This is a genomic window from Rhizobium sp. P1_E6 (genome assembly GCF_056405875.1).
Window position 1 is genome coordinate 1 of record NZ_JBFUBG010000102.1, and the last position, 21,641, is coordinate 21,641.

The following is a 21,641-nucleotide window of genomic DNA, read 5'->3' on the forward strand; positions in this document are numbered from 1 at the left end:
GTCGGGAACATTCGTCTTGCCCAGGCATCCAATGCGGAAAAAGGATGAGCCATGGCCCAATACGCAGAGATATCGGCAGCAGAGAAAAGCGACCCGGAGCTGGTGGCGCTGGCGCTGGCGCGCGATCCCGCCGCTTTCCGCGCCATCATGCGGCGCTATAACCGCCGGCTGTTCCGCATTGCCCGCGGCATCCTGCGCGATGATGCCTTGGCCGAAGACGCCCTGCAGGATGCCTATCTCAAGGCCTTCCGCCACCTTGCCGATTTCCAKGGCACCAGCGCCTTTTCCACCTGGCTGACGCGCATCGTCATGAACGAGGCGCTCGGCAGGCTCCGCAAGGCGAGCCGCACGCCCGAAGTCTCCGTCGATACGGTCCAGATGCAAAGCMGCATTCTCGATTTCCCCACCGGTTCGCCCATCGACAATCCCGAGATCACCATGGCGCAGCGACAGATCCTGAAACTCGTGGAAACGGCAACCGACAACCTGCCGGAAGAATTCCGCCTCGTCTTCATCGCCCGGGTCATCGAGGAGATGAGCGTCGAGGAAACCGCCGAACTTCTCTCCCTCAAACCCGAAACCGTGCGCAGCCGCCTGCACCGCGCCCGCGCGCTCCTGCGCCGCGAGCTCGACCAGATGATCGGGCCGATTGCGATGGATGCTTTCCCCTTCGCCGGCTGGAAATGCGACCGGTTGACGGAGCGGGTGATGGGCGAGCTGATGGGGCGGTGAGGGCGCCTATTTCGGCTCGGACTGCTGGATGACGGCCGGCGGCGTCTTGCTGCTGCCGCCATCGAACATCTGTACGCCCAATATGCCGATGACAGATGTGACCATCAGCGCAAGGATTAACATCATCAGTAGTCGCATGGGGCAATCCGATCCGGTGTTTGGCGTCCGGATAACATCTGGAGGTGGATATCGTTCCTGTAGGGTTAGGAGTGGCGGTGAGGAAGAAGGGGCACAAAAGATAGCTTTGTGCGAGAGAAGGTCCTCAAGACAAGAACCGGAAGTATCTGCCTCGCCAACAACATTCCCCCGCTGTTTCAGCGCTCCCTGACTTATGCTATCAATACTTGCATCATTCCTATTTCTACCGGGCTTTACCTGTAACGCGATCTCCGGTGAACGTTCGGCTACTCGGGGGAAGTGCCATGAACAAGCAGGATGTCGCAGCGCTCTTTGCGCATCTCGAACACGGAGACGGCGCAGGCTTCTTCACCCATGTCGCCGATGACGTGGACTGGACGGTCATGGGCACCCATCCGCTCGCCGGCCACTACCATTCGAAACAGGAATTCCTCGCCGGCACCTTCGCCAAGCTGCACAAGGTTCTGCCTGACGGCACCCAGCTCTCCACCCGGAATATCCTCCTCGACGGCGACTGGGCGATCGTCGAGTTGCGCTCGATGGCGACGGCCCGCGACGGCATGCGCTTCGACAACCACTATTGCTGGCTCTGCCGCTTTGAGGGTGAGACGATCGTGGAAGTGCGCGCCTATCTGGACAGCTGGCTGGTCGGCGAACTTTTCCGGCGCAACCCGCTGGGCGCGAGGGGATCGGCGACTGTCTGAAATCGTTGATTGCCATCGAGGGCTCGATATCATCGCTCCCTTTCCGCAAGCGAAGCGCCGGCGCTTCAGGCGGAACTCGACACCATCGAGGAAATCGACCATGCGGCCTGAAGATTGCTCCTCCGCTCACCCGCCGCCCCCGGCGCGGATCAGCTCGATCAGCGCCCGCAATGCCGCTGATGTGTTGCGGTTGCGCGGGTAGTAGAGGCAGAGCGGGGATTGGCGGGGCAGCCAGTCTTCCAGCACGGTGGCGAGCTTGCCGGCCGCGATCGCTTCCGCCGCGATGGCGCGGGAGATATAGGCAAGGCCCATGCCGGCGATGGCCGCCTTCAGCATCAGCGATTGCTCGTCCAGCGTCAGGCCGCCTGATACATCGACCTCCAGCGCCTCGCCATGGCTTTCGAATTCCCAGCGATAGATGCTGCCACCCGCCGCCTTCGACCTGATGCAGCGATGGTTCGCGAGGTCGAGGGGCGTGTTCGGCGGCGGATGATCGGCGAGATATCGGGGTGCGCCGACAACGCAGAAATCAAGGCCGAACGGCAGGGGCACGGCCACCATGTCCGCCGGGACGGATTCGGCAAGCCGGATGCCGGCGTCGCAGCCGTCGAGCACCACATCGACGAGCCGGCTTTCGGTCGTCACTTCCACCTGCACCGCCGGATAGCGCTGCAGATAGGTCAGGATCAGGGGCGTCAGGATTTCGTGGGCGCCGGTGACCGAGCTGTTGATCCGCAAGGTGCCCGAGGGTCGCGTGCCGTGGCTGCCGGCGGCTTCCATCGCCCGTTCTATCGAGGCGAGCGAGGGCGCCACGCTGGCGATGAATTCCTCGCCGGCCGAGGTCAGCGAGACACTGCGGGTGGTGCGGTTGAAAAGCCTGATACCGAGCCGGTCTTCGAGCGCGCGCACATTGCTGCTGAGCGCCGTCGGCGACATGCGGAGCGCATCGGCGGCAGCGCGGAAGCTGCGGTGCTCCGCGACCGAAATCGCCGCCCTGATTTCGGTAAATCCGCTGCTCTGTATTATGCGGGATATCGGCATGAATCGTCCCGGTTTAAACATCTAATCGGGATAATTCCTATCGCTTATTGTCGATCCATCCAAGATCAGCAGATGGAGAAAGACAATGGATATGCAGCTTTCCGGCAAACGGGCGCTGGTGACGGGCTCTTCGGCGGGGCTTGGCGAAGCGATGGTGCGAATGCTGGCCGCGGAAGGGGCTGCCGTCGTCGTGCATGGGCGCGACCGGGCGCGGGCCGAGGCGATTGCCGGCGCCATCACCGCTTCCGGCGGCACGGCGGATGTGGCGATCGGCGATCTCGCCAGGGGCGATGAGGCCGAAGCGGTGGTCGCCCAGACGCTTGCGGGCGGCGAGATCGATATTCTCGTCAACAATGCCGGCCACTATCACCATCTCGACTGGCATACGGCAACGCCGGAAAAATGGGCCGAGACCTATGAGATCAATGTCATCTCGGCGGTGCGGATGATCCAGGCGATCGTGCCCGCCATGGTCAGGCGCGGTTGGGGCAGGGTGATCCAGATCGGCGGCGGGTTGGCATCGCAGCCGATCCCGATGCAGCCGGATTACGAGGCCTCGCTTGCCGCGCGCCACAATCTCGCGGTCTCGCTGGCGCGGCGGCTGAAGGATACGGGCGTTACCTCCAACATCGTCTCGCCGGGCGCCATTCTCGTGCCGGCGGTGAAGGAGCTCCTGGAAAAGATAGCGCCCGCGCATGGCTGGGGCGATCGCTGGGAGGATATCGAAAGCGGCTGCGTCAAGGACATGGTGCCGAACGATATCGGCCGCCTCGGCCGTCCCGAGGAGATCGCCGCCGCCGTTGTCTATCTTGCGAGCGGCCATGGCGCCTATATCAGCGGCGCGACACTGCGCGTCGATGGCGGCACGATCCGCTCGGCCTTTTGAAAGGTAAGGCCGTACCTCCCAAAAACCCCTCCCTACAAGTGGGGCGGGGTTTTCGGTACCTGGCGCCTGGATTGACGGTCGAGACCCAGTCGCCATGACCACCAACCACCCTGAACTTTCAGCCATGTCCAGCGTTCCCGGATCAAAGGAGCCCGATCATGTCCCAACGGAAATTCAAGAAACTCACCCACCGCCTTCTTGTCCGGTTCGATAGCGTTCAAACCCTGCTCGACGAAATCGAAGGCAGCGCCRTGAAGCTGCAGGCGACCTGCCACGACGAGGCTGACGGCGAGGGCGTCAGGCATCCTGCAGCGCAGCTGCCGCAATTGCCGAGGCATGGAGCGGCGCCGGCTGCCCTGTAGCAGGCCCCCGCGATCCTGCAGCTTCGCCTGATGTGTTCATCCTGTCCCGGCAGGGAGATCGGGTATATGATTGCCGATCACCATGTTGGCGGAGGGACAGCCGGATGCGTGGGTTGATTGGAAGCGTGCTGATCTATCTTTGTGCTCTGACCAGTTCTCAGGGCGGCCCACTCCACGAGGCGGCAAAGACCGGTGACATCACAGCCATCGCGGCCGCCCTCGATGCAGGCGCCGACATTGAGGAGCAGGACAAGGGAGCCACTCCGCTCTTTCTCGCAGTTCGCAACGGGAATCTCGAAGCCGTAACATTGCTGATCGAGCGTGGGGCAAATGTGAACCACCAGTCGGCAATCGGCCTGCCGATCACCGGCGCCGTGGTGAAAAACTCCGCCGATCTCATCCGGCTTCTGCTGGCGCGTGGTGCTGACGCCAACGCTGCGGCGAGGGGTGAGGGGATGTTGCACTTCGCCGTCGCGGGCGGCTGTCTTGATTGCGTCAAGGCACTCGTTGAAGCCGGCGCAGACGTCAACGCCATCTGGGTGCGTGGCGATCCCGCGCGGCTGCCCGCTATCATCACGCCTTATCATCTTGCGAGGCATGACGACCATGCCGAAATCGCCGAATATCTGCTGACGCATGGCGTCATCGTTCAGAAGCCCGCGCCGATTTCTGCGAAGCTGGCGAATGGTGACGCGGCAAAAGGGGCGAAGTTGTTCGCCACCAACTGCTCATCCTGTCATGTCACGCGTCCGAAGGATGTCCCCAACAGGGGGCCGAACCTGTGGAACGTCGTCGGACGCAAAAAGGCATCCACAAAATTCGGCGGCTATTCCCGAACCCTGTCGGCCTGGGGTGGCTTCTGGACCTACGAGGACCTCAACATTTTCATCGCTGGCCCCACTCTCACGACGCCAGGCGTCAACATGGAGGTTCGCGGTGCGCCCGATGAAACCGATCGATTGGATGTGATCGCCTATCTGCGGTCGCTCAGCGACTCGCCGGTTCCATTGCCCTGAGCAGGCGTCCGGCTCGGTCCATCGCTGGATTGTCCATGCAAGGCGCTTCAAAAGGTCTCACGCGCCCTCATCGGGAATGTTCAGTACCTCGCCGCAGGCCTTGCAGTGAACGGCATCGGCATCGTGGCGCTGCAGCCCGCATTGCGGGCAGGCAAAGGTCACCTTGTTCGGCCGCACCACAGCTTGGGCCAGCCGCACGAAGAGCGAAATGCCGACGATCATCGTCACGACGGAGGTCAGCTTGCCGAGCGTGCCGGGCAGGGTGATGTCGCCGAAGCCTGTCGTGGTGACGGTCGCGACGGTGAAATAGAGCGCGTCCACGAAGCCTTCGCCGCCTGGCTGGTTATAGAAGAAGGAGGTGTAGACGAAGCCGGTGACGAGGAAGAGGAAGACCAGGAAATTGATCACCGCGCGCACGACATCCAGCGCATAGCCGCAGCTCATCCGGCGCAACACTTCCTTCAGGAGCGGGCTTCGTCCGATCGCCCAGAGCCGCATGACCCGCAGGAAGGCGAAGTTGAAGAGCGCATCGGGGAAGAGCAGCGTCGCCAGCACGATGAAATCGATCCAGGTCATCGGCCGCAGGATCCAGCTGCGCAGCGAGGGTGCCGCAATGGCGCGCGCCGCGATCTCGGCGGCGATCCAGACGGCGATGACGTAATCGATGACCAGATAGGTGGGCGCCGCCCGAAAATAGGGGCCGAGCACGAAGAAGGCGAGGATCGCGATATCTATGACGGTAAAGATGGACTGCAGGAGAATGGCCTTACGGCCTTCGCCCCGTTCAATGCGCCGCAGCCCCGCGCGCAGGCTCTTGTGATGCGTGTCGTCGTCGAAGAGATGATCCATGACGGCGAAATAGCTCGCGGATGGCGGGCATCAATGGCTGGTGGTGAAGCGCCGTCTCCGAGTTCTCGAAGAGATCACATCCTCTCCGGCTCGGAGGAGGAGGCAGGGGCCACCACGGGCCAAGGTCACTGTCGTTTGCGTCTGATCTTTCGCAGTTCATTCCTGTCGATGAAATGATCGGTCACCCCAGCCTCTTTGTCGGGGTGCGAGATTTCCACATCCAGCTCTTCGGGCAGGTCGAGTGCCTGCTTGGTGTTCATGATGCCGAGCGGCACGCGGCCGTCCTCGGTCCTGGCGGCGACTTCGACGAGCGGTTTTGTTTTATGGGCCATGTGGGCCTCCTTTCTATAGAGACCCAACGCGGCGCGGACTCGCCCGTTCCATCGAAGACGGGAATTGCGGGCTCGGGAACAAACAGCATGTGCCGGCGTTCGGTCCTCGCGAACACATTCTAATCACGGAGGATTTTCTCATGGGTCGCGGTATTCTTCTCTGGCTTCTGGGTATCCCGTTGCCGATCGTCATCCTGCTCGTCCTGTTCATGCGATAGGAGGCTCACATGTCTCTTGCTGCAGACAGACCTGTTATCCAGGGCTCCGCCCTCGAAGGCGGGCAAACCGGCGTGATGCCGGTCGAATCCTCGAAATCAGCCGTCGCCTGGGGGCCGATCATCGGCGGCGCCGTGGCGGCGACGGGCATTACGCTCATTCTGTTGCTGCTCGGCTCGGGCGTCGGTCTCACCATGGTATCTCCGTGGTCGGGACAGAGCAGCTCGGCCGCCACAATCGGCGTCACCGCGGCGATCTGGCTGGTCGTCGTGCAATGGCTGTCGTCGGCCTTCGGCGGCTATATTACCGGCCGGCTGCGGACCAAGTGGGCCGCCGTCCACACCAACGAGGTCTTCTTCCGCGATACGGCGCACGGATTCCTCAGCTGGGCGCTTGCCACCGTCTTCGTCGCCGGCTTCCTGGCATCGTCGCTGAGCTCGCTCGCGGGCGCCGGCGCCAGTGCTGCCGGCCAGGCTGCGATGGCCGCCGGGGTCGCCGGCACCTCTGCCGCAGCGGCCTCTTCGGATACGCCTGATGCCTCCACGTCCTACTTCACGGATGCGCTGCTCAGGCCGCAAAACGTCGCCAATCGCGCCAACGAGGACGATAGCGCCGCCGCTGCCCAGATTTCCCGCATCCTGCTGCAGGGAGCGGTGAACGGCTCGGTGCCTGACGGCGACAAGACCTATATCGCCAGCATCGTTTCGGCCCGCACCGGGCTTTCCGAAGCCGATGCCCGCGCCAGGGTCGATACCGTGCTGAAGCAGATCGACGATGCGAAGGTTGCTGCGCAGGAAGCTGCCGACAAGGCACGAAAGGCGGCCGCGACATCGGCGCTGATCGGATCGCTGTCACTGCTCGTCGGCGCGTTCATCGCCGCTGCCGCCGCCGCTTTTGGCGGGCATCAGCGGGATGAGGAAGAGGACCTGATCGCGACAAGCCGCGGTCCGCTGGTTTAGCGGGTCACGCATCGTCCCGGCGTTCCGGAAGGTATCGCGCTCCTTGCTCTCCCCCCGGGGAAGGCAAGGGGCGCGCTGCATTAGAGCATCTCCGTCTTTCTCAGAAACACKGAGATGCTCTATCTCTGTGTTTTCACGCAATTCCAGACGCAAAACCGCTTCGCACTTTTGCTGGAATTGCTTTAGCGACCGGTCCGACCGCTTTCCCACAGCCGCAATCCACGGGGCGTCCGGTGCTATCGCCGTTCGGCTTCCATATTTCTCAGGCGAAACATCTGCGCGAAGAATGCCTTGTCGGGCAGGCGGCGAAGCAGGGCGGCAATCGCGGCACATGCCGCTACGGCGAAAATGAGCCGGCCGGTCAGGACCCCGTGCAGATCCGCGCCGAGCGACATCACCACGATCGTATCCTCGATCACGCTATGCGCGAAGCCCATGAACACGCAGGACAGAAAGATCTGGCGCGGTGATATCGCTCCCGATTGCGCCTCGCGGATCAGCAGGCCGGCGCCATAGGAAATGCCCAGAAACAGGCCGATAGCCGTGAGATGTTCGGCCTCGCCCCTAATGCCGGCGAGGCGCAGCACAGGCGAAAGAGCCTTCATCATCAGGCCCAGCAGCCCGGTCACCTTGAGGATTTCAAGAGCCCAGGAGAGGACGACGAGTATGACCAGCATCCAGACCATGGTCTGCGCAAGTCCAAGAAAGTAGTCGGCCCAGTCCGGCGTTGCGCTGATGGGGAGCCAGACAGGATGGACCTGAGAGGACAGCCAGCCTGTCGCGGTGAGAACATGGTGCAGCAGGAAGGCATAGAGCAGGCCGCCCGCAATGCGCAGCGTGGTCGTCGCGATCATGCCCGGACCCGCCTTCTGGATGATCTTCTGTTCGATCGGCAGGCCATGCGCGAAGAGGATGAGGGCCGAGAATACCGTGATATTGGCGACGCTGAGCGAGGATGCGGGAACGAGGGTGAAAACGAGTGGAACCGCACCCCAGATCCCCACCAGCATGCCCGTCAGCCAGGCGAGGCCCAGCTCCGGAGGCAGCCCGATCAGGTTCATGATGGGCGCAAACGCGGGGGCGACAGCCTTCACCGCTCCCATCCTCGATAGCAGCTCGGCAAGGATCGCGATTGGAACCGTTATGCGGGCAAGCACCCAGTAGATTGCGAGCGTTTCCGTGGTGTTGCGCCGGATGAGCGATAAGAACGACATTTGAGACCCCCTTTATGGTGCCTCAATCTGGTAGCCCCGATCACTTCGAATTTGTGATCAAAGATTGCAGATCCGTGCAATTTTATTGCAATGGCGCGTTTGACCGATATGCTCCGGGGAATGGATCGTATCGACCGAAAACTTCTGAACCTGATGCAGCGCGACGCATCGCGCACGAATATCGACATGGCCGAGGAGGTGGGCCTGTCTCCCTCCAGCTGCCTGCGCCGCGTGCAGCGGCTCCACAAATCGGGTGTGATCGACCGCATCGTCGCAATCCTCAATCCCGCCAGGGCCGGACGCGGGATCAAGGCGCTGGTGACGGTGGAACTGAAGCTGCACGGAGAAGCGCATATGCGCCGCTTCCTGGATATCGCGATCGCCGAGGAGGCCGTCTCGCAAGCCTATGCCGTCACCGGGGAAACCGATGTCGTTCTGATGCTGCGCCTGCGCGATATGGAGGAATTCGACTCTTTGTGCGAAGGTCTTTTCCGCGACGAAAACAATGTTGCCCGCTATTTCACCATGATCGTTATCCGGACGGCGAAAGAGGAAACGGCCATCAGGCTCTGATCGGTGCGCCGTGGCTGCCGGCTGCCGGTTTCAAAAGGATGTCACGGCCCTGAATCCGAAAATCGCTGCATTCTGTATCCGCGAATTCGGCTTGTCGGGATCGGTTGCATTGCCGCCGGGGCGGATGACATATTGAAAGAATGGCTGCGCCGTAAACCATGGCGTCACGGCAGCCTGGTATGTGGCTTCGATCACCGCCTCGGAACTCGGAACCGGCTGCGACGTCCCGGTTAAGGCATTTTCAGCCCTTACCTGATCCGACATGCCCGAACTCATGCTGGCATAGGCAAAGCTGATGCCGGCGGTGTCATCGTCGCGGCCCGGCAGAAGCCCCTTATAGGCAAGGCCCAGATCGAAATACCAGTTCATGCTGTTGCGCTCCTGCTGCGGCGCCACCGCGACACGCACAAATCCGTTGAGGCCATTGTCCTTGCTGTCAGGCTCCTGCCAGAGCGTCTGATCGACGACGGCATAGACCGCAAAATTGCCCGAGAGGCGGCGCGGGCTGCCGCTCGACAGGGGATCGGCGAGTGAAACGCCGTTCGATGCGGTGGTCAGGCTGTCGAACTGCTCCGAATTATACCAGGCGCCGATCTTGTAGGTGCCCGGCAAGCCGGGCTCGCCCTTTCCGGGCGCATAGGCATAGGCCGCCTCGGCAATGGCCAGCACCCCATCGCCAATCGGAAAGCCCAGTCCATTGGCATTGCCATCGGGGTCAGAACCGGTCGGGCTGCCATTGAAGACGGCAGCCTGCAGCGTCCAGGCATCGTCGGGCTTGATGATGATCTGAGCGCCCGGAACGGCGAAGGGATAGGCCGGTCCTCCACCGGGAAGATCGGCGGCAAAAATGCCGGGCCATCCGAATGTCGAGTTGACGAAAAGGCTGGCCGTATTGCTGATCGCGAAATTCTGGTCCGCCAGAATCTGGCCGAGCTTCAGCGTCACCGTGTCGTTCATCAGGCTCTGTGAGAGATAGAATTCTCCCAGCCTGAAGCCGGGATCGGCCTCCACCGAGGTGACCGTCAGGAGGTTGCCGACATCCTTGCCGGACAGGCCCTGGCCCTGGATCGCATAACCGGAAATATGGATGGCGCCGCCGGTCCAGCCTGCCAGCCGGCCCATGTCGAAGTCGCCCTGCAACTGGAAGAGGCCGTCATAGGCCGCGCCCCTTTTCACGCCGCCCGAGACATTGCCGAGCACATCGCTGGTCTGCGACATCGTGAACGTGACGCCCTGATCCCGCAGCCAGTTGCGGTAGCCGTGCCAATCACCGGTGAGCGTCGTCTCCGCATAGGATGGCGGTGCCGTATCGTCCGCCCGTGCGCCCGTGCCGCAGGCAGCAATCGCAATCGCAAACGCAAAGGCGGCGCCGGATACCTGTCTCATTCTCTTCCCTCTTCCGGGGGCTGACGTCGGGAGGCGCTGACTGATAGCGCCTTTGCGCGAATATGAGCTTGCTATCCTTGGAACGAATTGCGCAGCAGGGCAAGTTTGTCGGCTACGGTATTGTAGACCCGGCTTGTCCTGCCGCCAGTTCGGTACGCTTTGCCAGACACCGTGCCTTCACGGCTTGGCGATATGCCAGACACCTTCGGCGCCGTCGCCGTGGATATCTCCAGGCCTGGAATCGAAGTGATAGGTATAGAGCGGCGAGCCGTTATAAGCCCACTGGGTTACCCCTGTCGGTCGGGTGACAACGCTCCAGGGACCGGATGCCTTGGCGCCGGCCGGTGCTGCGAAGGGAGGCCAGGCGAGGGCGCAGAGCAGGGTGCATGCCGATTTTCCGGGCTGATCCTTGTCGAAAGTGTAAAGCGACTGGCCGTCGGCGTCTGCCAGCAGCTTTTGCTGTCCGCTGGTGACGACCGTGGCGGGCGACGCGGTCTTTGCCTCTGCAGCCGATAGCGAGATCAGGGCGAGGCCAAGCGAGATTACCAGGCTTTTCGTGGTTCCAGACATTTCTGGTCCTTTCTGCCGCTCCTCTGTGCCTGAACAGGTGGGTTCCTGCCGGTCACAGGCGGCGTTTGGTTCAGGGGTGGTGAGGTCCAGTTTGCGGGCAGCTAACCCTTTGCAGCAGGTGCCGGCGGCACCGGCAGAATGATTTCTGAAGCAACCTTCCAGTCCTTTCCGATATGCAGCCAGTCGATGATCATCAGGAACGGTTTGGGCGTCCCGTCTTGGCCCGCGTATGAGACGGTGATGTTCATCGGCGCGTAGGATTTCGCCACGTCAGGCGTCAAGCCGACGATCTTGAGCTTCGTGTAGTCCGGCTCGAGCACGACCGGGCCGGATGTGCCGATGTCGTGCAGCTTCCGGTCGATCGCTTCGTTGCCCCAGAAACCTGCCCAGTTTCCCTCGGCGGGAACGGCGCTCTTGGCGACGAGAAGGGCTGAGGGGGATTGCCAGAACATGGCGTGAAGACCCTTGAAGTCGTGCCGGTTGGCGAGATCCATCAGCCTTGTGAATTCCGCCCTGATCTTGCTGGCGGCCTCGGCGTTCAGCGGTCTTTTGTCGGCGGAAGCAGCAGCCGAGGGCGCGGCGGAAACGGCCAGGACGATGGCCGCAACTGATAATGTCCTGTGCATGTCGTTACTCCGTGAGCGACCGTCCTTCAGCCGCATCAGGATCATCCGGTTAGCCGGGATTTGTAACTATACGAAGGTCGAGAGAGCCGTAGATGAAGGCGTGGGTACAAAGTTCGGTGAGCCCTATGTGATCGGGTGTCGGTCTGCCGTCGTGACGGCTTCCGTCATATTCATCGGCGCCGGCAGCGCGGCCGCGGCTTGCGAGTGGATTCGAGGTGCGTCGCCCCCTTGCAAAATCAAGCCACTGCACACAGTTGATGAGTTCCGGCGACCGGAGCTTTCCCGGCGCGTGACACCGTTCGAAGGGAGCAGAATGCAGCGTATCAGGACCTGGCTGAACCAGTATGAGCCGATGACGCTCATCACCTTCGCCTGCCTTGCCGGCGGGTTCTTCCTGCTGCAGCGGCTGACGAGCGAGGTGCTGGAGGGAGAAACGCTGGGCTTCGACCAGACGATCCTGCTCTGGCTGCGCCAGCCCGGCGATCTTGGCCGGCCGATCGGCCCGCAATGGCTCGTTCATGCGATGGGCGATATCACCAGCCTCGGCGGCATCACCGTTCTCACGCTGCTGACGCTGCTTGCGACCGCCTATCTGCTGCTCAACCGCAAGACCACGATTGCCGTCTTCCTGTTCCTCTCGGTTCTCACGGGCTGGCTGGCGAGCACCGGCCTCAAGATCATCATCGCCCGCGCCAGGCCGGACATCGTGCCGCACCTCGTCGATGTCAACGATCTCAGCTTTCCGAGCGGCCATGCGATGGTCTCGGCCGTCACCTATCTCACGCTCGGCGCGCTGCTGGCCCGCACCCAGCATTACCGCGCAACACGCGTCTTCGTCATGGCGGCGGGCATCTTCCTCGCCGTCATCATCGGCCTCAGCCGCGTCTATCTCGGCGTCCATTATCCGACCGATGTTCTCGCCGGCTGGGTCGCCGGTTCGCTCTGGGCGCTCTTATGCTGGCTGGTCTCGAAACGCTTCATCGCGCGGACGGCTGATGAAGTGCAGAGCGAGCGGCAGTGATGGTTCGTGCCGGCCGATAGATATGCACCACCGAGCCCCGCGGGAAGGCCTTTGAGCTGATCAGTTCGAGGCGCTGTGGCGAGCGTTTAGCAGGGCAGGGTGATGATCTGGTGATGGGAGGTTTCTGTTTACGCGCATGGCCCCCTCATCCGCCTGCCGGCACTTTCTCCCCGATGGGGAGAAGACATATGCCGCGCCGTTCCCGCGTCCCGAAAGGCATCGCATGCCACGTCCCCTCGCCCCAGCGGGGGGAGGGTTAGGGTGAGGGGTCCACACGCACAACGCTTCCTAATTTCTGTCTTGATGACGGAGGGGAGATTGTGCTCCGCCGACCCCACGAAAGCTCTGAAGTGGCGTGCGGGCAACGCGGCTCGGCACAATGATCCGGAATTATGTAGCAGATGCCACCAACCGAAAGCGCTTCGGCGGTGGCTGCTGTAAGCCCGAGAGCACCCATCGGTCATGTCAGCAATTTGCGGGTATCGCGAAACTRCCAATTCTGCGACTTTGCGCAAGCCAGGAAAACAAGTTTTGCTTTATTCAGGAATTTTGCAACACTACCACAGGTTAGGTATTCTTTGAATCGATCATAATCGGCTGGAGGAAACGACAATGACTGATCAGCAAGGATGCAACCCGTTTGATGGCCCTCAAATGCAAGGCGTGCATTATGAGCGGGCAGATATGTCAGGCGCTAATTTCGATGGCGTCCATCTCGCGGACGCACGATTTTACGCTGTTTTGACGAAGGCAAAGTTCATCGACACCAATTTGTCCGAAGCGAATTTTGACGATGTCAACCTTGAGGGTGCGCGCTTTAACATCGTCAATCTGTCTGGAGCCACCGTCACGAATGCGAACCTGTCGCGATTGACCATAAGCGGTGTCACATTGGCGGACGCGGAAATCGCAGATGCCGATTTGACCGGGATGCGGATCAACGGAGTTCTCGTCACCGATCTATTCAAGGCTTATGACCAGGCGAAAAGCTGAGGGTCAGTTGTTGGGTCGACGATAGACAAAGCTCGAAAGTGACATTTCGGAGCAATCTGAAACATGATCGGCTCCCGCAATGGGCCGGAAGCGGATATCGGTGGCAATTGCTACATAATTCCGCAATGATCTCCTCACCCCCCGATCATGGCGTGAACAGACGCTTCCCGCAACGCTCTTGCACGTGCCGGCCAAGCCTAGCTATCCAGCCCAAACACCTTCTCGAGATTCTCCCAGCTGCGGTCCATGGCAAAGGTCGACGACAGATACGGAATGCCGATATGGCCGAAGCGGACGGAAAGCTGCTCTTCGGCGGTTTCCTCGTCTATGCCGGCTATCTGCTGCAGATAGAGCACCGAGACGAGGCCCGTGCGGTCCGCACCCGCCTGGCAGTGGATAAGGATCGGTTTTGGCGCATCGCGCATCAGCGCCAGCAGTTCGTGCGCCTGTTCCGGCGTCACGTCCCGGGAGGCTGACAGCGGGTAGTTTATGTGGGTGATGCCGGCTTTCTTCGCTGCCTCGGTTTCCTGCATGTACCAGTTGGCGGTGTTTTCGCCGCGCAGGTTCAAGACGGTCTTGATGCCGTAGCGGGCGGCATAGGTGTCGATATCGGCGCCGGAGGGTTGGGCCGAGCGGTAGAGTTCGCCCGGCAGCACTTCATGGAAATTGCCCGATAGTTGCAGCGCGCCGAGATAGGCTCCAAACAACAGCGCGGCGATGCCGAAAGCGGCGGGGATTCTCCAACGTCGTTTCATTCCTGATCCTTGGTATTGGGCTTTATGCCTGAGATTGGGCGGGAAAATCGAGCGTGATGCCGAGGCCGGGATGCCGGTCGGCGAGCGTGATGTGGGCGGAATGCAGATCGGCGATCGCCTTGACGAGGCTGAGGCCCAGGCCGCTGCCTGAGGTCGTGCGGCTCTTGTCGAGGCGATAGAGGCGGCGGAAGACCAGTTCGCGCTCCGCTTCGGGAATGCCGGGGCCGTCATCGGAAACACCAGCCGAAAAGCCGTCATCGTCGGCCCGGAGCGCAAGCGTGATCCTGGTCATCGGCGGGCAATGGTTGATGGCATTTTCCACGAGGTTGACGAAGAGCTGGGTCAGCAGTTCCCGGTCACCATTGACCATGCAGGGGGAGGCTGGTCTGGTGGTAAAGTCGAGAGACTGGCCGTTATCCTCGGCAACGCTGCCGTAGATTTCCGCAACCGAACTCATGATGTCGCTGATATCGACCGGCTGGAAGCGCGCCTTGCGGGCGCCGGCCTCGATCTGCGAGATGCGCAACAGCGCCTCGAACGTGGCGTTGATGCGGTCGCTTTCCTCGCGGGCGTCGATCAGCAGGGTCTGGACATCCTCGCCGCGCCCGCCCTGTTCGATTGCCTGCTCGACGGTCATCTTCATGCGATTGAGCGGCGTCTTCAGGTCGTGGGCGATATCGGCGCTCACCTGCCGCATGCCTTCGACGAGGGCCGACAGCCGGTCCAGCGCCTGGTTCATATGGGTTGCGACGACATCGATATCATCGCCATTGCCTTCGAGCGGAATGCGCCGCGCCAGATCGCCGGCCGAAACATCGCTCATCGCCCGCTCGATGCCGTCAAGCCGCCGCTGGGCGCGGGCGGCTAGAAAAGCGCCGCCGCCGCAGGCGAGAATGACGATGCCGCCGGTGGCCCAGCCGAAGCTCATCAGCGCGATATGTTCCAGATCCTCGGTTTCGGCAAAGCTTTCGCCGACGATCAGCCGGTTGCCGCCGACGGTGCCTGCCAGGATGCGGATGCGGTCGTCGCCCTTCTGCCCGATGTCGCCGGCCTCGATGGTCGAAAGGCCATCTTCTGCCGCAAACGGCAAGACATTGCCGGCAAGCCGCTTACCCTTTTCGCCCGAAAGCAGGAAAATGCTGTCCTCGGCATTGTTGAGGCGAGCATAGGCTGTGACAGCGGCAACGAGGTCTTCGATGTCGGCCGGCGAATAGGTGGAGGCGACGACCGAATAGGTCTCGCGCACGGAATCGTCGAGCGCCGCAGCCAGATCGCGTTTCAGGAGCTGGTAGGTGATGATGCCCGCCACCAGAAAGGCCAGGATGAAGAGCAGGCCGAAGGCCAGCGCCAGCCGGAAAGGCGTGCTGCGCAGCAGCCTGGATCTTTTCCTGGAAACGGCTTTTTCCTTCAGCATCGGATTATCCGAAAACCGCTATACACTTTTCGGTCCGATGCTCTTTTGTTCAAGCATCGGATGACCCGAAAACCGCTGTACACTTTTCGGTCCGATGCCTGTCTGCTCAAGCATCGGATTATCCGAAAACCGCTACACACTTTTCGGTCCGATGCTCTAGCGCGGCGCATGCAGGCTGTATCCGGTATTGCGCACGGTATGAAGCAGCGGGATGTCGAAAGGCCTGTCGATCTTGGCGCGCAGGCGGCTGACATGGGTTTCGACGACGCTGGTCTTCGGGTCGAAATGGAAATCCCAGACGCGTTCGAGCAGCATGGTGCGGGTCAGCACCCGGCCTTCGCCGCGCATCAGCACTTCGAGCAGGGTGAATTCGCGCGGCTGCAGCTCGATCGTCTGGCCCTGTCGCGTCACCTGCCGGCGCACCAGGTCGAGCTCGAGATCGGCCACACGCAGCACCGTCTTCTGGTCCTGCACGGGCGGGCGGCGCGCCAGCGCATTGACGCGGGCGAGCAGCTCGGAAAAGGCGAAGGGTTTGGTGAGGTAATCGTCGCCGCCGGCCTCCAGCCCTTCGACGCGGTCGTCGACGCCGCTGACCGAGGTGAGGAAAATCGCCGGCGTGCCGATCTTTGCGGCGCGTACCGCCTTGATCAGCGACAGCCCGTCGAGGCCGGGCACCATCCTGTCGACGACCAGCACGTCATATTGCTCACGTGTCGCCTGGAAAAGCGCATCGCGCCCGTCGTCGATGACGTCGCAGACGTGGCCCGCCTCGATCATGCCGCGAGCGACAAAATCGGCCGTCTTTTTATCGTCCTCGACGACGAGAATGCGCATGGCCGGTCCAAACCCTTCACCTGATCGGAAGATTACTCTCACGCCGCACAATTCGCGCATAATTGTGTCCTGCACCTTATCGAATTCTTACGGATTCGTAAGTCGGCGGAACCGATCCGATCCCGGCTCTTGCTGCAACCTGACCTTTCTTACGAAAGCGTATCTTCCCGGCAAAGGCTGTGTATGGACCGGCGGCTAGAAGCTGGGACACGGTGGCGGAAAACGCGAACGCCATCGCTTTTCAAATTGCCGGCGCCGGGCGCCGCATTCAAGGAGATATCCCATGAAGACACTCCCCACGACACGTGTTGGCGCAGGCCTGCTCAATGCCCTCGTCATGGCCGGTTTCATCGCCGTTGCCATGCCCGCCCATGCCGCCACCGTGCCCTGCGAAGACATGCTGAAGGATATGCGCGCCGCCAAGGCGAAGGCCAGGCTCAGCGATGCCGACATGGCCAAGGTCAACGATCTCGAAGCCAAGGCCGTCGAGCGCTGCAATGCCGATGACGACACCCGTTCGGACAAGTTCCTGACCGAAGCCATGGCGCTGATCGGCAAGTGATTGCAGCAAGCGAGGAGAGATCCAATGGCAGAAAGACCATCTGACAGGCCGGCGAACATGCCGGCTGATGACATCAACCGCGTGCCGCGCGTCACCGTCGATTTCTGGCTGATCAAGCTGATGGCGGTGACGATGGGCGAGACGGCGGCCGATTACCTGGCGGTCAATATGGGCCTCGGCCTGACGATGACCTCCATCATCATGACGGCGATCCTCATCGGCGCGATCGTGCTGCAGTTTACCCAGAGGCGTTACGTCCCTTGGGTCTACTGGCTGGCGGTGGTGCTGATCAGCGTCGTCGGCACGCTGGTGACCGATAATCTCACCGATAATTTCGGCGTACCGCTCTTGACCTCGACCATCGCCTTCTCGATCGCGCTGATCCTCACCTTCACCCTCTGGAAGGCCAAGGAGGGGACGCTGTCGATCCACTCGATCTTCACGGCACGGCGCGAGGCCTTCTACTGGCTGGTAGTGCTCTTCACCTTCGCGCTCGGCACTGCTGTCGGCGACCTGATCTCCGAGGTGTTCGGTTTCGGCTACATCACCACAGGCCTCATCTTCGGCGCCATCATCGCCGTCATCGCCTTTGCCCATTTCGCGCTGAGGCTCGATGGCATCCTGTCCTTCTGGCTCGCCTATATCTTCACCCGGCCGCTCGGCGCCTCGCTTGGCGACTATCTCTCGCAGCCTTCGGACTATGGCGGGCTCGGGCTCGGCACGATCTATACGAGCCTGATGTTCCTCGCGATCATCGCCTTCATCGTCATCTACATGAGCTTCAACTACGAACCCGAGATCGAAGGCAGCCCGGAAGAGCCGTTGCGTTAAGGGTTGCCCGATGTGCTCGCCTCGCCCTGTCATGGCTCAGCCATGGGGGCGAGGCGAGCGCTTACGGATTTGTAAGATCGCGGAAAAGCGCGCGACAGGTTTTTGACCTACAGCCGGTGACACGACTTCTGCCCGCCACATGCCTATCCTTCCATTATGGCAATCCTCCCACCCGACAGAGACGGTGTCTGCCGGCCGAGCTATGAGAGTGATGGACATGCCGGGTTCGCTGCTGGCATTCTCCCTGCCGCGGGAGCGATGCCCGGTCCTTCTCGCCTGCCTGTCCGGATCGAAGCCAAGAAAACCGAGTAGACGATGACGACGATCACAAGCATAACCTCGACGATGACCGCCTCCTTCCTCGGCTCCTTCGTGGAAGTCGTGGAGGCCTTCACCATCATTCTGGCCGTCGGCGTCACACGGAGCTGGCGGCCGGCCTTTATCGGCACGGGGCTGGCGCTGTTCGTGCTGGCGGTGCTGGTGCTGGTCTTCGGCCCCTTGCTCGGCCTTATCCCGATCGACATCCTGCAATTCACCATCGGCACGCTGCTGATCCTGTTCGGCATGCGGTGGCTGAGAAAGGCGATCCTCAGGGCTGCGGGCTTCATTGCGCTGCACGACGAGGAGAGGGCCTTTGCGGCGGAGACCGATGCGCTTGCCCGCCAGTCCGCGGACCGGCGGGCCGACTTCCTGGCCGGCACGGCCGCATTCAAGGCGGTGCTGCTCGAAGGCATCGAAGTGGTGTTCATCGTCATCGCGACAGGCGCGCGGCCAGGCATGCTGCCCTATGCCAGTATCGGAGCGCTGATCGCCTGTATCGCCGTGCTCGTCATCGGCTTCTTCGTCCACAAGCCGCTGTCATCGGTGCCGGAAAACACGCTGAAATTCATCGTCGGCCTGCTGCTGACGGCTTTCGGCATCTTCTGGGTGGGCGAGGGCATCGGCACGGAATGGCCGGGCGAAGACCTCTCGCTGGTCGCAATCTTCGGCTTGCTTGCCGCCTTCTCCTTCATCGCGGTCCGGTGGCTGCTGCAGTATCATCATACGCATGCGGAGCCCGCCCGATGAGCATTCTCAGGATCGCCTTCAAGGAATTGATCGGCATGTTCATCGATGACGGGGCGCTGGCGCTGTTCTGCCTGCTGCTCGTTCTCGGGGTCGGCCTCGCGGCAAAATTTGGCCTCATCGGTCCGACGGCGGGTGCCGTGCTTCTCGTCGCCGGCTGTCTTTCGGTGCTTGCCGAAAGTGTCGCGCGGGCAGCACGGCGCAAGTTCAGGCGCTGACCGAACCGCCGCCTCGATCGAGGTCGGCGGCGGCAAGCGTGCGGTATGGGGCAGGGCGATCTTACCGGCGTCTTTCGCGCGCCGCTGCCAGCACCAGTGGCGTGACAGTGGTGGCGAGAGAGCCGAAGGGCAACTGCTGCAAGGCCTTGCCCACGAAGAAGGCTGCGGCCATGGCGCCCGAAAGCTTCAGCCAGGGGTAAACGCCAAGCTGCGCATGGGCGCTCGCATCCACCCAGCGAATATTTTCTTCCACCACATTGCCCGCCTGATGGCGGATGATGTGCAGCCGGGCGCGCAGATTGTCGATCTCGTAGCGCACATCCTCGATCTGCCGCTCGAGTTCCTCACGGGCGGCGGCGCGTTCGATATCGACGACGATCTCCTCGACCGGCGCATCCTCGGCTACCGCATCCAGATAGTCTTCATAGGCCGCTTCGCTTGCAAAACCCTCGGCGTTCGCGTGCTGATCGGCTTTTTCCTGTTCGGTTTTTTCTTCACGTTCGGGGGCTGGCGTGGGCTCGCTCGCGTCTCTGATCTCGTCCATGCCTTCGATGGCGTCCCTGCCTGTCGTGCTCGCCATTTCAGTCTCCTCTTTCGCTGACGGAATTCAAACGTTCGAGGCGGAAAAAGGATGCATGGGCGRCAGGGATTGATTACCGGCGCGTTACGCCGACAGACGGTTGATCCCTCACTTGACCAACACGGATACTCTAGGACTGAACGAGGATCACCAGGGTCTCGGGCAATACGCCGTCATATTCCATCGCATCGGCCGCCTGCCTGCCCTTCATGAATTCCGCYAGCCGGCCCATGTCGGCAACGTCCATGACGAGGCCAACCTTGTTGGACGATTGCGGATCGACGAAGGTGCGAATGTTCGTGCAGCCGATCGGTTCGAAAATTTCCTTGCGACGGGGCGAGGCGAGCCAGTGTTTGACGTCCTTGACGTCGTGATGAGCTAGGATGGTCGGCATTGCGTCCTCCTCTTGCTGCTCTTGATATCAGAGCCGGAGAAACTTTACGCCTCGGGTAATCGCATGGGTATCACCCGCATGGGTGGGCGCTTCTCTGCTCTCCTCACGAGGGGTTATACTATGGGCTGTGGAGCAGCATATCTCCTGATATAACGGGCATCGCAGTGTATAATTTCTGTAAATCGACCTAGATTTTTAGAATAAAATGCGAAGTTGTCCCAATCATTTGACAGGATTTTTTCGGTTATTTCATTTCATGTATTCATGAAATTCGACGCTCCGAATATTAATATTTATTTTTCTGAAAATGTTGAGAGGGCGTGCTATCCTTTGTTTTGCAGACAACCAATTTGACTCGCAGCGGTACCCCAAACGGGCGGGAACCTGCTGCAGAAGCGCGGATCATAACGTTCGTGCCGTCGAAACCCCCAGGGGTCATGGCCGCGAGAACAGCGTCTCGGCCAGGCGCTTAACGACAATGATTGGCGAGGCAGATGCAATTGGCGCGATACAGAAAAAAAGACCTGAAGTTTGCAAGGCTCCATGTCGTGAGGGCGGAGCAGCGCATCAGCAGGCAGGAAGTCATCGTGAGACGGCTGCGCATGATCGGCGGGCCGCTGGATCTGGAGCATGCGCTGCTGGGCAGGCTCTATGACAGCAAGAGGCGGGTTCTCTACCGCCTGAAGCGGATCGAAGACTTCCTCGATGCGACGTCGCAATCAGCGTGACATCGTGATGCAGCCTTCCTGATCGGCAGTCAACGAAGCGGGGGTCATTGCCTTCGCTTCAATCAAAGGAGGACGACATGTCTTCCCCCTTCAAACATTTTCATCGCGATTGCGAGAACGGTTGGCCATGGTAACGATCTTCCTCCCCGATGGATCCGCTGCGGCGAGCTTGGCGCGCTGGCGGCTCCTGGGCGTGCTCAGGCGCGCGGACTATGCGACATCCGATCTCGTGACGTCCGAGAGTGGTGAACATCACGAAAACGTGGTGATGATACGACGCATCAAGGAGGCGACGATGTCTCCGCCCGGCTATCCGGCGTCGAGGCGTCGCAAGCTGAATGCCGATGCGAAAGCCCTGGCATCATGGGAAAACGAAGGAGGCGCTGTCCGCGCCGCCGACGCCCGAACAGGCAAGCCCGATCGATAAGGTCGGCCGGTACTTAGCCGCCGTTTTCCGACAGCTTCTTCACGTTCGGCGCGGCATTCCCGAAAATTGATGATGTCATCCGGATAGGCCCGATATTCCGCCTCGCTCCCGAAGCCCTCATGACAGGCGGCGCGACACGGTCGTTCGGCGGCTGCTCGCCCACATCCTTCACCTCGTCCTTGCCTTCGATGGCGTCGCTGCCTGCAGTGCTCGGC

Annotated in this window: 29 protein-coding genes; 15 read left to right on the top strand and 14 right to left on the bottom strand. The window is 61.4% G+C overall.

Going from position 1 to position 21,641, the window contains the following annotated elements:
- Positions 1–51 precede the first annotated feature (51 nt).
- Positions 52–732: an RNA polymerase sigma factor gene (locus AC1D35_RS30215; RefSeq protein ID WP_477941567.1), complete on the top strand. Its 681-nt coding sequence runs from the start codon at positions 52–54 to the stop codon at positions 730–732.
- 6 nt (positions 733–738) lie between these two features.
- Here the strand turns inward: AC1D35_RS30215 and AC1D35_RS30220 are convergent, their stop codons facing one another.
- Positions 739–870, bottom strand: a complete 132-nt coding sequence (locus AC1D35_RS30220) for a hypothetical protein (protein WP_477833060.1) — start codon at positions 868–870, stop codon at positions 739–741.
- Between the two features lie 284 nt (positions 871–1,154).
- Between AC1D35_RS30220 and AC1D35_RS30225 the strand changes: the two genes are divergently transcribed.
- Positions 1,155–1,574 carry a nuclear transport factor 2 family protein gene (locus tag AC1D35_RS30225; protein ID WP_113312266.1) on the top strand — a complete coding sequence of 140 codons (420 nt, stop codon included), beginning with the start codon at positions 1,155–1,157 and terminating at the stop codon, positions 1,572–1,574.
- Between the two features lie 126 nt (positions 1,575–1,700).
- On the opposite strand, the gene AC1D35_RS30230 is transcribed toward AC1D35_RS30225, so the two are convergent.
- The gene (locus AC1D35_RS30230; protein WP_113312267.1) at positions 1,701–2,615 is read right to left on the bottom strand and encodes a LysR family transcriptional regulator; all 915 of its coding nucleotides are present in this window, start codon (positions 2,613–2,615) and stop codon (positions 1,701–1,703) included.
- An 85-nt stretch (positions 2,616–2,700) separates the two neighbouring features.
- On the opposite strand from AC1D35_RS30230, the gene AC1D35_RS30235 reads away from it, so the two are divergent.
- From AC1D35_RS30235 to AC1D35_RS30245, 3 genes are all read left to right on the top strand, one after another.
- Positions 2,701–3,501: an SDR family NAD(P)-dependent oxidoreductase gene (locus tag AC1D35_RS30235; RefSeq protein WP_113312268.1), complete on the top strand. Its 801-nt coding sequence runs from the start codon at positions 2,701–2,703 to the stop codon at positions 3,499–3,501.
- A 158-nt stretch (positions 3,502–3,659) separates the two neighbouring features.
- Positions 3,660–3,863 carry a hypothetical protein gene (locus AC1D35_RS30240; protein WP_477941570.1) on the top strand — a complete coding sequence of 68 codons (204 nt, stop codon included), beginning with the start codon at positions 3,660–3,662 and terminating at the stop codon, positions 3,861–3,863.
- Positions 3,864–3,967: 104 nt separating this feature from the next.
- Positions 3,968–4,879 carry an ankyrin repeat domain-containing protein gene (locus tag AC1D35_RS30245; RefSeq protein ID WP_113312270.1) on the top strand — a complete coding sequence of 304 codons (912 nt, stop codon included), beginning with the start codon at positions 3,968–3,970 and terminating at the stop codon, positions 4,877–4,879.
- A 57-nt stretch (positions 4,880–4,936) separates the two neighbouring features.
- Here AC1D35_RS30245 and AC1D35_RS30250 read toward each other — a convergent pair whose 3' ends face one another.
- Both AC1D35_RS30250 and AC1D35_RS30255 read right to left on the bottom strand, forming a co-directional pair.
- Positions 4,937–5,728 (bottom strand): potassium channel family protein, encoded by a 792-nt coding sequence (locus AC1D35_RS30250; protein WP_113302070.1) that lies wholly within the window; start codon positions 5,726–5,728, stop codon positions 4,937–4,939.
- Positions 5,729–5,853: 125 nt separating this feature from the next.
- Entirely contained in the window at positions 5,854–6,060 is a 207-nt protein-coding gene (locus AC1D35_RS30255; RefSeq protein ID WP_113312271.1) for a hypothetical protein, read from the bottom strand.
- Positions 6,061–6,353: 293 nt separating this feature from the next.
- Here AC1D35_RS30255 and AC1D35_RS30260 point away from each other — a divergent pair, with 293 nt between their 5' ends.
- Positions 6,354–7,235: a hypothetical protein gene (locus AC1D35_RS30260; protein WP_477833238.1), complete on the top strand. Its 882-nt coding sequence runs from the start codon at positions 6,354–6,356 to the stop codon at positions 7,233–7,235.
- 236 nt (positions 7,236–7,471) lie between these two features.
- Here AC1D35_RS30260 and AC1D35_RS30265 read toward each other — a convergent pair whose 3' ends face one another.
- Positions 7,472–8,449 carry a nucleoside recognition domain-containing protein gene (locus tag AC1D35_RS30265; protein ID WP_113312190.1) on the bottom strand — a complete coding sequence of 326 codons (978 nt, stop codon included), beginning with the start codon at positions 8,447–8,449 and terminating at the stop codon, positions 7,472–7,474.
- A gap of 120 nt (positions 8,450–8,569) precedes the next feature.
- Between AC1D35_RS30265 and AC1D35_RS30270 the strand changes: the two genes are divergently transcribed.
- Complete coding sequence (locus tag AC1D35_RS30270; protein ID WP_113302099.1) at positions 8,570–9,022, top strand: Lrp/AsnC family transcriptional regulator; 453 nt, start codon at positions 8,570–8,572, stop codon at positions 9,020–9,022.
- 30 nt (positions 9,023–9,052) lie between these two features.
- Here AC1D35_RS30270 and AC1D35_RS30275 read toward each other — a convergent pair whose 3' ends face one another.
- The 3 genes from AC1D35_RS30275 to AC1D35_RS30285 all read right to left on the bottom strand — a co-directional run bounded on the left by AC1D35_RS30275 (position 9,053) and on the right by AC1D35_RS30285 (position 11,604).
- Complete coding sequence (locus tag AC1D35_RS30275; protein ID WP_477941573.1) at positions 9,053–10,408, bottom strand: carbohydrate porin; 1,356 nt, start codon at positions 10,406–10,408, stop codon at positions 9,053–9,055.
- Positions 10,409–10,585: 177 nt separating this feature from the next.
- Positions 10,586–10,978 carry a COG4315 family predicted lipoprotein gene (locus AC1D35_RS30280; protein WP_113302074.1) on the bottom strand — a complete coding sequence of 131 codons (393 nt, stop codon included), beginning with the start codon at positions 10,976–10,978 and terminating at the stop codon, positions 10,586–10,588.
- 101 nt (positions 10,979–11,079) lie between these two features.
- Positions 11,080–11,604 carry a hypothetical protein gene (locus AC1D35_RS30285; RefSeq protein ID WP_113312188.1) on the bottom strand — a complete coding sequence of 175 codons (525 nt, stop codon included), beginning with the start codon at positions 11,602–11,604 and terminating at the stop codon, positions 11,080–11,082.
- Positions 11,605–11,917: 313 nt separating this feature from the next.
- Between AC1D35_RS30285 and AC1D35_RS30290 the strand changes: the two genes are divergently transcribed.
- Together AC1D35_RS30290 and AC1D35_RS30295 are read left to right on the top strand one after the other, a co-directional pair.
- The gene (locus AC1D35_RS30290) at positions 11,918–12,625 is read left to right on the top strand and encodes a phosphatase PAP2 family protein (protein WP_113312187.1); all 708 of its coding nucleotides are present in this window, start codon (positions 11,918–11,920) and stop codon (positions 12,623–12,625) included.
- Positions 12,626–13,237: 612 nt separating this feature from the next.
- Entirely contained in the window at positions 13,238–13,618 is a 381-nt protein-coding gene (locus tag AC1D35_RS30295) for a pentapeptide repeat-containing protein (protein WP_113312186.1), read from the top strand.
- 197 nt (positions 13,619–13,815) lie between these two features.
- Here AC1D35_RS30295 and AC1D35_RS30300 read toward each other — a convergent pair whose 3' ends face one another.
- From AC1D35_RS30300 to AC1D35_RS30310, 3 genes are all read right to left on the bottom strand, one after another.
- Complete coding sequence (locus AC1D35_RS30300; protein WP_113302079.1) at positions 13,816–14,373, bottom strand: dual specificity protein phosphatase family protein; 558 nt, start codon at positions 14,371–14,373, stop codon at positions 13,816–13,818.
- 22 nt (positions 14,374–14,395) lie between these two features.
- A complete protein-coding gene (locus tag AC1D35_RS30305; protein ID WP_477833066.1) occupies positions 14,396–15,787 on the bottom strand; it encodes a HAMP domain-containing sensor histidine kinase in 1,392 nt (463 codons plus the stop codon).
- A gap of 156 nt (positions 15,788–15,943) precedes the next feature.
- A complete protein-coding gene (locus AC1D35_RS30310; RefSeq protein ID WP_113312185.1) occupies positions 15,944–16,621 on the bottom strand; it encodes a response regulator transcription factor in 678 nt (225 codons plus the stop codon).
- 283 nt (positions 16,622–16,904) lie between these two features.
- Here AC1D35_RS30310 and AC1D35_RS30315 point away from each other — a divergent pair, with 283 nt between their 5' ends.
- The 4 genes from AC1D35_RS30315 (at position 16,905) to AC1D35_RS30330 (ending at position 19,297) form a co-directional block, all read left to right on the top strand.
- Complete coding sequence (locus tag AC1D35_RS30315; protein WP_113302081.1) at positions 16,905–17,183, top strand: hypothetical protein; 279 nt, start codon at positions 16,905–16,907, stop codon at positions 17,181–17,183.
- Between the two features lie 24 nt (positions 17,184–17,207).
- Positions 17,208–18,014: a COG4705 family protein gene (locus AC1D35_RS30320; RefSeq protein ID WP_113302082.1), complete on the top strand. Its 807-nt coding sequence runs from the start codon at positions 17,208–17,210 to the stop codon at positions 18,012–18,014.
- Between the two features lie 315 nt (positions 18,015–18,329).
- Entirely contained in the window at positions 18,330–19,082 is a 753-nt protein-coding gene (locus AC1D35_RS30325) for a COG4280 domain-containing protein (RefSeq protein ID WP_477941578.1), read from the top strand.
- On the top strand, positions 19,079–19,297 hold the full coding sequence (locus AC1D35_RS30330) for a hypothetical protein (protein WP_113302084.1): 219 nt from the start codon (positions 19,079–19,081) through the stop codon (positions 19,295–19,297). Before AC1D35_RS30325 ends, AC1D35_RS30330 begins: the two co-directional genes overlap by 4 nt.
- A 61-nt stretch (positions 19,298–19,358) precedes the next feature.
- Here the strand turns inward: AC1D35_RS30330 and AC1D35_RS30335 are convergent, their stop codons facing one another.
- Together AC1D35_RS30335 and AC1D35_RS30340 are read right to left on the bottom strand one after the other, a co-directional pair.
- Complete coding sequence (locus tag AC1D35_RS30335; protein ID WP_113312184.1) at positions 19,359–19,877, bottom strand: hypothetical protein; 519 nt, start codon at positions 19,875–19,877, stop codon at positions 19,359–19,361.
- Between the two features lie 130 nt (positions 19,878–20,007).
- Positions 20,008–20,271 (bottom strand): hypothetical protein, encoded by a 264-nt coding sequence (locus AC1D35_RS30340; RefSeq protein ID WP_113312183.1) that lies wholly within the window; start codon positions 20,269–20,271, stop codon positions 20,008–20,010.
- 587 nt (positions 20,272–20,858) lie between these two features.
- On the opposite strand from AC1D35_RS30340, the gene AC1D35_RS30345 reads away from it, so the two are divergent.
- Positions 20,859–20,999, top strand: a complete 141-nt coding sequence (locus AC1D35_RS30345) for a hypothetical protein (RefSeq protein ID WP_162748659.1) — start codon at positions 20,859–20,861, stop codon at positions 20,997–20,999.
- A gap of 127 nt (positions 21,000–21,126) precedes the next feature.
- On the top strand, positions 21,127–21,426 hold the full coding sequence (locus AC1D35_RS30350; RefSeq protein WP_113312181.1) for a hypothetical protein: 300 nt from the start codon (positions 21,127–21,129) through the stop codon (positions 21,424–21,426).
- 13 nt (positions 21,427–21,439) lie between these two features.
- On the opposite strand, the gene AC1D35_RS30355 is transcribed toward AC1D35_RS30350, so the two are convergent.
- Positions 21,440–21,641, bottom strand: a 202-nt coding sequence (locus AC1D35_RS30355; RefSeq protein ID WP_477941582.1) for a hypothetical protein, incomplete at its 5' end; no start/stop codon positions are given.

Bases quoted from the DNA above. Each gene is read 5' to 3' on its own strand.
- AC1D35_RS30220 (WP_477833060.1), bottom strand. From the start codon at position 870: ATGCGACTACTGATGATGTTAATCCTTGCGCTGATGGTCACATCTGTC.
- AC1D35_RS30225 (WP_113312266.1), top strand. From the start codon at position 1,155: ATGAACAAGCAGGATGTCGCAGCGCTCTTTGCGCATCTCGAACACGGA.
- AC1D35_RS30230 (WP_113312267.1), bottom strand. From the start codon at position 2,615: ATGCCGATATCCCGCATAATACAGAGCAGCGGATTTACCGAAATCAGG.
- AC1D35_RS30235 (WP_113312268.1), top strand. From the start codon at position 2,701: ATGGATATGCAGCTTTCCGGCAAACGGGCGCTGGTGACGGGCTCTTCG.
- AC1D35_RS30245 (WP_113312270.1), top strand. From the start codon at position 3,968: ATGCGTGGGTTGATTGGAAGCGTGCTGATCTATCTTTGTGCTCTGACC.
- AC1D35_RS30250 (WP_113302070.1), bottom strand. From the start codon at position 5,728: ATGGATCATCTCTTCGACGACGACACGCATCACAAGAGCCTGCGCGCG.
- AC1D35_RS30255 (WP_113312271.1), bottom strand. From the start codon at position 6,060: ATGGCCCATAAAACAAAACCGCTCGTCGAAGTCGCCGCCAGGACCGAG.
- AC1D35_RS30260 (WP_477833238.1), top strand. From the start codon at position 6,354: ATGCCGGTCGAATCCTCGAAATCAGCCGTCGCCTGGGGGCCGATCATC.
- AC1D35_RS30265 (WP_113312190.1), bottom strand. From the start codon at position 8,449: ATGTCGTTCTTATCGCTCATCCGGCGCAACACCACGGAAACGCTCGCA.
- AC1D35_RS30270 (WP_113302099.1), top strand. From the start codon at position 8,570: ATGGATCGTATCGACCGAAAACTTCTGAACCTGATGCAGCGCGACGCA.
- AC1D35_RS30275 (WP_477941573.1), bottom strand. From the start codon at position 10,408: ATGAGACAGGTATCCGGCGCCGCCTTTGCGTTTGCGATTGCGATTGCT.
- AC1D35_RS30280 (WP_113302074.1), bottom strand. From the start codon at position 10,978: ATGTCTGGAACCACGAAAAGCCTGGTAATCTCGCTTGGCCTCGCCCTG.
- AC1D35_RS30285 (WP_113312188.1), bottom strand. From the start codon at position 11,604: ATGCACAGGACATTATCAGTTGCGGCCATCGTCCTGGCCGTTTCCGCC.
- AC1D35_RS30290 (WP_113312187.1), top strand. From the start codon at position 11,918: ATGCAGCGTATCAGGACCTGGCTGAACCAGTATGAGCCGATGACGCTC.
- AC1D35_RS30295 (WP_113312186.1), top strand. From the start codon at position 13,238: ATGACTGATCAGCAAGGATGCAACCCGTTTGATGGCCCTCAAATGCAA.
- AC1D35_RS30300 (WP_113302079.1), bottom strand. From the start codon at position 14,373: ATGAAACGACGTTGGAGAATCCCCGCCGCTTTCGGCATCGCCGCGCTG.
- AC1D35_RS30305 (WP_477833066.1), bottom strand. From the start codon at position 15,787: ATGCTGAAGGAAAAAGCCGTTTCCAGGAAAAGATCCAGGCTGCTGCGC.
- AC1D35_RS30310 (WP_113312185.1), bottom strand. From the start codon at position 16,621: ATGCGCATTCTCGTCGTCGAGGACGATAAAAAGACGGCCGATTTTGTC.
- AC1D35_RS30315 (WP_113302081.1), top strand. From the start codon at position 16,905: ATGAAGACACTCCCCACGACACGTGTTGGCGCAGGCCTGCTCAATGCC.
- AC1D35_RS30320 (WP_113302082.1), top strand. From the start codon at position 17,208: ATGGCAGAAAGACCATCTGACAGGCCGGCGAACATGCCGGCTGATGAC.
- AC1D35_RS30325 (WP_477941578.1), top strand. From the start codon at position 18,330: ATGACGACGATCACAAGCATAACCTCGACGATGACCGCCTCCTTCCTC.
- AC1D35_RS30330 (WP_113302084.1), top strand. From the start codon at position 19,079: ATGAGCATTCTCAGGATCGCCTTCAAGGAATTGATCGGCATGTTCATC.
- AC1D35_RS30335 (WP_113312184.1), bottom strand. From the start codon at position 19,877: ATGGCGAGCACGACAGGCAGGGACGCCATCGAAGGCATGGACGAGATC.
- AC1D35_RS30350 (WP_113312181.1), top strand. From the start codon at position 21,127: ATGGTAACGATCTTCCTCCCCGATGGATCCGCTGCGGCGAGCTTGGCG.